9 protein-coding genes and 2 pseudogenes are annotated in these 6,782 nt (G+C 41.0%); 4 read left to right on the forward strand and 7 right to left on the reverse strand.

Annotated features, from left to right (window positions below):
- Positions 1-28: 28 nt before the first annotated feature.
- Both MCO_RS08940 and MCO_RS08945 read left to right on the forward strand, forming a co-directional pair.
- Positions 29-1,187: pseudogene (locus MCO_RS08940) on the forward strand (tyrosine-type recombinase/integrase).
- Between the two features lie 272 nt (positions 1,188-1,459).
- Positions 1,460-1,987: an antA/AntB antirepressor family protein gene (locus tag MCO_RS08945; protein WP_007554030.1), complete on the forward strand. Its 528-nt coding sequence runs from the start codon at positions 1,460-1,462 to the stop codon at positions 1,985-1,987.
- Between the two features lie 167 nt (positions 1,988-2,154).
- Here the strand turns inward: MCO_RS08945 and MCO_RS08950 are convergent, their stop codons facing one another.
- From MCO_RS08950 to MCO_RS08960, 3 genes are all read right to left on the reverse strand, one after another.
- The gene (locus MCO_RS08950; protein ID WP_007553873.1) at positions 2,155-2,367 is read right to left on the reverse strand and encodes a hypothetical protein; all 213 of its coding nucleotides are present in this window, start codon (positions 2,365-2,367) and stop codon (positions 2,155-2,157) included.
- A gap of 131 nt (positions 2,368-2,498) precedes the next feature.
- Positions 2,499-2,726 carry a hypothetical protein gene (locus MCO_RS08955; protein WP_007553875.1) on the reverse strand — a complete coding sequence of 76 codons (228 nt, stop codon included), beginning with the start codon at positions 2,724-2,726 and terminating at the stop codon, positions 2,499-2,501.
- Complete coding sequence (locus tag MCO_RS08960; protein WP_007553877.1) at positions 2,723-3,385, reverse strand: lysozyme; 663 nt, start codon at positions 3,383-3,385, stop codon at positions 2,723-2,725. Before MCO_RS08960 ends, MCO_RS08955 begins: the two co-directional genes overlap by 4 nt.
- A 142-nt stretch (positions 3,386-3,527) precedes the next feature.
- Here MCO_RS08960 and MCO_RS08965 point away from each other — a divergent pair, with 142 nt between their 5' ends.
- Together MCO_RS08965 and MCO_RS08970 are read left to right on the forward strand one after the other, a co-directional pair.
- Positions 3,528-3,752, forward strand: coding sequence for an antitoxin MazE family protein (locus MCO_RS08965; protein ID WP_007553878.1), 225 nt, complete (start codon positions 3,528-3,530; stop codon positions 3,750-3,752).
- Positions 3,752-4,075, forward strand: a complete 324-nt coding sequence (locus tag MCO_RS08970) for a type II toxin-antitoxin system PemK/MazF family toxin (protein WP_007553879.1) — start codon at positions 3,752-3,754, stop codon at positions 4,073-4,075. The genes MCO_RS08965 and MCO_RS08970 overlap by 1 nt, the downstream gene beginning before the upstream one ends.
- Positions 4,076-4,136: 61 nt before the next feature.
- On the opposite strand, the gene MCO_RS08975 is transcribed toward MCO_RS08970, so the two are convergent.
- The 4 genes and pseudogenes from MCO_RS08975 to MCO_RS08990 form a co-directional block, all read right to left on the reverse strand.
- Positions 4,137-5,447: a contractile injection system protein, VgrG/Pvc8 family gene (locus tag MCO_RS08975; protein WP_007553880.1), complete on the reverse strand. Its 1,311-nt coding sequence runs from the start codon at positions 5,445-5,447 to the stop codon at positions 4,137-4,139.
- A complete protein-coding gene (locus MCO_RS08980; protein WP_007552690.1) occupies positions 5,444-5,668 on the reverse strand; it encodes a tail protein X in 225 nt (74 codons plus the stop codon). The genes MCO_RS08975 and MCO_RS08980 overlap by 4 nt, the downstream gene beginning before the upstream one ends.
- Complete coding sequence (locus MCO_RS08985) at positions 5,665-6,045, reverse strand: phage tail protein (RefSeq protein WP_007552691.1); 381 nt, start codon at positions 6,043-6,045, stop codon at positions 5,665-5,667. The genes MCO_RS08980 and MCO_RS08985 overlap by 4 nt, the downstream gene beginning before the upstream one ends.
- A gap of 5 nt (positions 6,046-6,050) precedes the next feature.
- Positions 6,051-6,782: pseudogene (locus MCO_RS08990) on the reverse strand (phage tail protein); the annotation flags it as partial.

Consider the following 6,782-nt stretch of genomic DNA (forward strand, 5'->3'; position numbering starts at 1 on the left):
TGAAAAGGTGGACGAGAGGGGACGTTAAGTGAGGGCGATTCATCGGTTATCAGCATCATTCGTAAAGTCGTCTTTGCAGGGTAAATATTGTGACGGGGCAGGGCTATGGTTAAATGTTCGAAAAGACAATACACGTTCTTGGTTTTTTCGCTATACGCACCACCATAAGCGTCGTGAAATGGGACTTGGTCCTGTTACAAAACTCTCTTTAAAAGAGGCGCGCGAACTTGCTAGACATTATAGTGATATTCTCAAAGAAGGCAATGATCCTATTGTCTTTCGAGAACAAACTATTTTAAAACAGCAAAGCAATATCTTCCAAGAAATTGCAAAAGTGGCTTTTGAAAGCAAAAAAGCAGAGTTAAAGAATGAAGGCAAAAACGGCCGCTGGTTTTCTCCACTCCAGTTGCACGTTATTCCACACATAGGCAAATTACCTATAGAAAAATTAACAGCCAATATCATTCGCAATGTTCTCGCACCTCTTTGGCATGAAAAAGCAGACACAGCGCGAAAAGCACTTAACCGTATCAATATTTGCTTGAAATATGCTGCGGCTCTTGGTTTAAATGTTGATTTACAGGCTTGTATGAAAGCACGCGCTCTTTTAGGAAAACCACCTGCTACATCAATAAATATTCCTGCTATGCCATGGCAAGAAGTGCCGGTTTTTTATCAAAACTTAAAGGATGATATCCTTTCAAACTTAGCCCTGAAGTTACTCATTTTGACGGGAGCACGGTCATATCCATTGCGCTATTTTCGCCTTGAACAAATTGACAAAAATATATGGATGATACCAAAAGAAAACATGAAAGGTATTGTAGGGAAAGTTTCAGACTTTCGCGTGCCACTAAGTGATGAAGCTTTGAGAGTTATTGAAAAAAACTCTCCCCTTTGAAAAGGATGGTTTTCTCTTTTCTGGTCTTAAAGGCAAACCGATTTCAGATGCTACCATGGCAAAATATATGACACTTTGCGGTTTGACTTATCGTCCCCATGGTTTTCGTTCAAGCTTACGTGACTGGATAGCAGAGACAACGTCAACACCATTTGAAATTGCAGAATCTATTCTTGCGCATACAGTCGGGAATTCAGTGATAAAAGCCTACATGCGGACGGATTTTTTAGAGCAACGCCGTATCCTCTTAGAACAATGGGCGTCTTTTATATCAGGAGAGGCTTGACAATGTACTATGAGTATGTCTACTATCAAATTAGGTGCCTGAAAAACGCCTTAAACCAGCAGCGGATAGATTGCCGAAACAATCTCTTTTCCGCACATTAAAGACTTTGACTCATTATATGCCACGTGCGTATAATAGCCTTGTCGGGTGTAGTTGCGCTATACAATACCCTTATGGGAAAAGTGTAACGACGGACTGTTGGCCGTGTTTTTCAGCGCCCGGCATCCTTTAGTGGGTGTCAATGAAAAACCTCTAACCAACAGGAGTTTACAATGAACACTCTTATAGAAATATCGGAACAAATCATTGATCAGGAAACTGTTCAAACCGTTAATGCACGTGAGTTACATACATTTTTAGAAGTAGGTCGCGATTTTACAACATGGATTAAAAACCGCATAAAAACATATAAATTTGTTCACACAAAAGACTATATTTTAACGTTCCCCAAAACGGGGGAGCGTCAAAATGTAAACATGACAGAGTACCATCTCACTCTAGACATGGCGAAAGAGCTTTCAATGGTTGAACGCAATGAGAAAGGACGTCAAGCTCGTCGTTACTTTATTGAATGTGAAAAGAAACTAAAAAGCCAATCTGTTGATTATGATCGTGATACACGCTTTGATGATTTTAACTATTTTCGCCAATATGTTTTGACAAATTATCCTAAAATCATGGGTATCATCTTTGGTCGTCTTTTGAAAATAGATGAACTCGAAAAAGAGCTTGATCATTACAAATCAGTTACAAAAGAAGCTAAGCGCGTTTTAGCAAGATCTGTCGTAAAAGCTGCTTAGCTTAAAACACGATTCATCTCCCCGCTTTGAAAGCGGGGAGGGGATAAAGCTTTCAGTTTTTGGTTAGCCACTATTTTAAATGTGTAAAGCTATTATTGATAGCCTCCATGAGATGAGAAAATTTAAGAAACCATTTGCTAAAGGATTTCGCGCGTCTCAGAGTATGTTTAGAGTCGGATATTTGGTTTTTGTGTAAAAATATTTCCTACAGCATCTATAAGACGTGAAAAATCAAGCGCTAATAAGAGTATAATGAATACAATCCATTTCGTATAACGCGACATCACTTTTACACTCTTGTAGGTCATGATGATTTCTTGAAGTATTTCTTTTTCTGCTTCTGTGAGTTCTATATCGTCTTGTGTTTTTTTTCTAGCCATGTTTCCACCCACACACGCGTTCACCCTGTTTATTGTGCTTTAAGATCTCTCTTGCTAAGTTGGAACTGATGGCATTCAGATCTTGCTGTTTTAAATAAATTGGCAACCAGCCAACACAAGAAGAAGCGTATTTATTTGTTGCGCAACCAATCAGAGAGAGCAGCACGCACATCAGCATCACTTTTTTGATTAATTTCACTTTCCACCTCCAGTCGTGTTGTTGCTGCTTTTAAAGCTTTTTCTGTTTGCTTTTGCTGCTCTGCTTTTTTCCCAAGAGTAAAAGCTCTAGCTAATGCAATAAAAAAAGCGGCTAAAGCCGCAGCTGTTATCATCAGATTTCTTTTCATCCATAAGATCATAGGCGGTGCTCCTGAAAGCGTTTAGCAACAAAGAAAATACCCGCACATGCGGCTAAAACCATAATGGCGGCTAGTGCCCATTGGGTGGGTCCATTGCCTGCTAACAAACCACCAAGCCCTGAAAAAGAACCAATAATCGGTGCAAGGGCTTCTGCTTTGAAGCCCCCCGTTGGTTCTTGCGTTTCTACTGTTTGATAATTGGAGGAAACATAAGCCCCTTTAGCCCATAAGCCTGCTTCTGCTGCACGCCGGTGTGCGAGACCTTCAAGACGCTTACCGCCTGCTTTGGTCCATTTTTGTAATTCGAAGGGGACTGCTTCATATTCACCACTATTAAGCTTCTTTAATAGTGTAGAGTTACAAAAGGCTCTTGTTCCTACATTATAACAAAAGGACACTAATGCTGCGAATTGTTCATTTGTTAATGAAACTGTAACAGCGCGTTCAACGACATTTTCAAATTGTTGCAAATCTTGGCAAAGCAGTTCTTCTGCTTGCTTTTCCGTGATTGTCATGCCTTTGTGAACAAAAGGTTTTCCAGCACTGTTTGTATGTCCATAACCGATTGTCCACACACCAATGGCGTCTTTGTAGGCGTTTAAACGCAAACCTTCCCATTGTTTTATGAGTGCTAGTCCTTCTTGTGATATTTTTCTCATATGTTGCTCCATAAAAAAATCCCCACACAAGGCGGGGATGAGTGAATATTAAAAATTGCAATTATTGCCTTTTATTAAAAATCTCGTTTCATGTAACTTTTTTCTGTGTTATACGTTACATGAAACAAGAGGAGATTTTATTATGGCTACAATGCACGTTAATGAACGTGTTCAAAAACATCGCAACGCACAAAGGAAAGCGGGATTGCGCTTAATGCAAATTTGGGTACCAGATACACGCCAGCCGAATTTTGCAGAAGAATGCCGCCATCAGTGTCGCTTAGTGGCAAAAATGGATAAAACAGATACATCTATGCAGTTGTTTATGGATCAATCTTTAATGGATGTTGATGGCTGGACAGAATGATGCGCGGCTCTCTCGTAACAATAGCTATGCAAGGCGATTTTGGTAAACCAAGACCCGCATTGATCATTCAAGCTAATCAATTTAGTGAACATACCAGCATGACGGTTTTACCAATTACAAGTACACTTGTTGATGCACCATTACTCCGCATTACGATTCAGCCAAACGCTAAAAATGGTTTGCAAAAGCCTTCGCAAGTAATGATTGATAAGATTATGACGATAAGATGTGACAAAATGAGTTCCATTTTTGGCTCTCTTCAAGCAAAGCAAATGCTAGAGATTGAACGTTGTTTGGCTGTATTTTTAGGAATAGTAAAATAAAAATTGGATTTCTTTTTCTTCCGGATAGAAATATGCTTTTATCATTATCAGATAGTTTTGTTCATATATCTTCTTTATCCATATGGATGACGCCATCGCCTTCGTTGTATGAGGCGTCGGGTGGGGCGTTTGAATCAAGGGTGTCGTCTTTATCTGGTGTGGTATTGGCTACGTTTCCAGCCGCATCTTCTTGTGATGCATCAAAAAGTTCGCACTCTATTTTTGTGGTGTAACCACCTGTTTTATCAAGTTTGTGCTTGACGCTTTTGATGCGCCATTCTGCCGGAATGTAAGGTCGGAAAGGCGGCTCTTGAACAAGCTTTGCTTCTGCTTGCACAAAGGGATCACCACCAATATCACATGAGAAAGAAGATTTACCGCGTGATGACTTATTGCGATAAGCGGCAATGGCCGCAACAGCTTCTGCCTGATTGTGATAAGTGTATTTGAGTTCATGAAACGGCGGGTTACCAGATTTTACTTCTTTTTTTTCACCACTGCGTACATCGTAATAGGTTGCGATAACACCACCTTTTTTCTCTTTGTCTTCTTCTTTCTCAGGTGTTGTTTCTGCTTTTTCCGATTCAGATGGTGATGGTGCTCTGTCACTGTCATCCATATGGATAAAGTTTTCATCATCATCCATTTCTTCTGGTTCTCGTGCATTAGCTGCGGCTTTTTGGTCGTCCCCCACATCCGTTTCTAAGCCATTTGCCGCACCTGCTTCATCCCGTGCGCTGTATTTAAAATCCCAAGAGGTACAATGTTTTTCATGGATTACAACAATGGGGAGTGTTTCGCCGGTAATGGCTTTGCCTTCCCCCCGTTTGGCAAGTACAAGGTTGCCATCAACAGGCTTTGCCACCGCATCATATTCTCCTGCAAGACGTGTGGCAAAAGCCATATCGCTTTCAGCAGTTTGATCAATGTGACGCACAACAATTTTTGCAAGAGCAGGATCAACTTTGGGGGTATAGCCATTACGCTGCGCTATCTCTTGAACAATACTGCCAAGGGTTTGCTGGTGATAGGATTGGCTTTTAGGTGTTCGGTAGGATGTATTCATTGATGCGGCGCGCCCTGTAACGTTTAAGCTTTGTGGTGGGCTGCTCACAGAGATTTCATCAATCAAATAGGCTCCCATATCGCGGTTTTTGCCGCCTTCATAGCCAAGTGTTATGGAAATGACTGTTCCGATAAGAGGAATGTCTAAAAAGCCATTATCACTGTCACGTGCGCGGTCATCAAGTTCTATGGTGATACGGTCACTTTTGTCTTCTGCTTCATCGGTAATTTCAATCGACAAAACATAGTCCATGAGAGTTCTTGTAATGTCTTCTCCATTTGCCAAAACCGTGCAAAAAGGTTTCATTTCTTGCTGCCCCAAAGTCTGATTACTGGTGTAGCTTTAGGATAAGGCAAAGAAGGCAAAACAATTGTGATACCTGCTTTTAAAATGGGACCATAGTCTGCAAGCCCAAAATTCGCTGCATAGACGCGTTCAACAGCAAGTGCTTGTTGACCTTTGGCATAATATCTCCAGCAAATGGCATCCACCATATCGCCCTCTTTGGTTCTGTAAAGATCACTCATTGGTCTTCCCCATATTCTCTCAATTTTATCGTAAATTCTTGTTTTTTGGGGGTGCCGTTATGATGAAAAACGCTTTGTTTTTCCTCCACAGAAAGAATGACAAATTTGCCTAAAATCCTGCCTTGACCTGTTACAAGAATATGAGGTCCCTCATGTGCCATTTGCCGTAAATATTCGATCTGCCTGTGACCACCTTTAAAATCTGGATAAATCACACCAGTTAGAGAAAATTCCGCATTTGCAACAGCTGGCAATTGAAGAGCAGCTTTCCGCCCCAATCGCCCTTGCTCTACCCATGGAACGCCATAAGACATATCGAGTGTTTGATATGCTGCTGTTTCAATGGAAAAAATAAAAACACCCAAAGCTAACATCATGGTATTTAATCCGAAAGGCTAGAGGCTATGGCTAAACGTTGCTGTTTTGCATAGCGTTCAAGTGCTTGATTGACAGCGTCTCTGATTTCGTCCTTGAGACCATTTGGTACTGAAATATTGAGATTTGTAATGGTGACACGGGCGTCTACTTCAACGGGTTTATGAACCGTAATGGGCTTTGGAGCTTTAAAGGCAGCCACTTTTGCATTTGTAGCCTGCATTTGTCCTGTTTCAACGACACTTGTATTAAAACCACTCTTGTGTTTTTCAGGCGGGGTATTTGTAACCACTACTGTATCAACCATTCTTTTTGCCCGAGCATTGGTTTCCTCGGTAAAGGTTTTAATCGTTTGGGTTGAAGTTTTGTTGATCGAGACATTAAAGCCTAACTTTTCTTTCACCCAATTGGGCATCCAACTGGTTAATGTGCTTATCATGCCGCTAAACCATTCGGACAGGGCTTGCCACTGGCTTTTGATCCCCTCCCAAAGCCCGTTAATCAGATTGGCTCCTGCTTCCATGAGATTGACCCCAAACAGCCAATCAATTAATGCATTGATTTTTTTTGCAATCCAAGAGAGCGGTGAAAAGTTTTTAAAGAGTGTAAAGAGGTTACTGAAAATATTACGGCATAAGTTGGCAAAAGAATTCCACAAGTTGCTTATGAAGCTTACTACCGTATCCCAATTTTTGTAGAGCAAATATCCAGCTCCAACAAGTGCCGTAATACCACCAAG

Origin of the sequence: Bartonella sp. DB5-6, from assembly GCF_000278115.1 — a bacterium.
GTDB lineage: Bacteria > Pseudomonadota > Alphaproteobacteria > Rhizobiales > Rhizobiaceae > Bartonella > Bartonella refiksaydamii.

Excerpts from the sequence above, each read along its gene's own strand:
- MCO_RS08955 (WP_007553875.1), bottom strand. The coding sequence starts at position 2,726 with ATGATCTTATGGATGAAAAGAAATCTGATGATAACAGCTGCGGCTTTA.
- MCO_RS08985 (WP_007552691.1), bottom strand. The coding sequence starts at position 6,045 with ATGATGTTAGCTTTGGGTGTTTTTATTTTTTCCATTGAAACAGCAGCA.
- MCO_RS08960 (WP_007553877.1), bottom strand. The coding sequence starts at position 3,385 with ATGAGAAAAATATCACAAGAAGGACTAGCACTCATAAAACAATGGGAA.
- MCO_RS08980 (WP_007552690.1), bottom strand. The coding sequence starts at position 5,668 with ATGAGTGATCTTTACAGAACCAAAGAGGGCGATATGGTGGATGCCATT.
- MCO_RS08970 (WP_007553879.1), top strand. The coding sequence starts at position 3,752 with ATGCGCGGCTCTCTCGTAACAATAGCTATGCAAGGCGATTTTGGTAAA.
- MCO_RS08975 (WP_007553880.1), bottom strand. The coding sequence starts at position 5,447 with ATGAAACCTTTTTGCACGGTTTTGGCAAATGGAGAAGACATTACAAGA.
- MCO_RS08965 (WP_007553878.1), top strand. The coding sequence starts at position 3,528 with ATGGCTACAATGCACGTTAATGAACGTGTTCAAAAACATCGCAACGCA.
- MCO_RS08950 (WP_007553873.1), bottom strand. The coding sequence starts at position 2,367 with ATGGCTAGAAAAAAAACACAAGACGATATAGAACTCACAGAAGCAGAA.
- MCO_RS08945 (WP_007554030.1), top strand. The coding sequence starts at position 1,460 with ATGAACACTCTTATAGAAATATCGGAACAAATCATTGATCAGGAAACT.